We start from the raw sequence: 368 nt of genomic DNA on the forward strand, positions 1-368 counted from the left end.
CTTGGCAATCAGGCCGCGAAGCCTGGCCTCCTCCTCGCTGTTCTTTCGAAGGCCGGCGACCAGCCAATGGATGTTCGCCAAAGGCTGAAGCGCCTTTGCCGCCCGGTCGAGGCCCTTCACCTTCAATCTGTTGGCGATGCTCAGGGCGATGACCGCGTCGCGGGGGAGCCCAAAACGATCGCGAATTTCAATGCGGTCGCCGCTCAGCAGCTCCGGCCTGTAGCGTTTCGGATCGAGCGTCGGTCCGACGACGTGAATGCGCGATTCCTCCGTCCGCCAGAAATCGCGGTAAAGCGCTGCCTGGTGTTCACTGAGCGCAATGATCTGCACCGCGTTGCCAGGAGCAAAGATCATCGATTCGAGCTTTT

The 368-nt window shown here is 60.9% G+C and carries 1 pseudogene; it reads right to left on the reverse strand.

Features of this window, described 5'->3' with window-relative positions:
- Positions 1–354, reverse strand: a pseudogene (locus tag EN857_RS33555) (hypothetical protein); the annotation flags it as partial.
- Positions 355–368 lie beyond the last annotated feature (14 nt).

Origin of the sequence: Mesorhizobium sp. M4B.F.Ca.ET.214.01.1.1 (genome assembly GCF_004791545.1) — a bacterium.
Classification (GTDB): Bacteria; Pseudomonadota; Alphaproteobacteria; order Rhizobiales; family Rhizobiaceae; genus Mesorhizobium; species Mesorhizobium abyssinicae.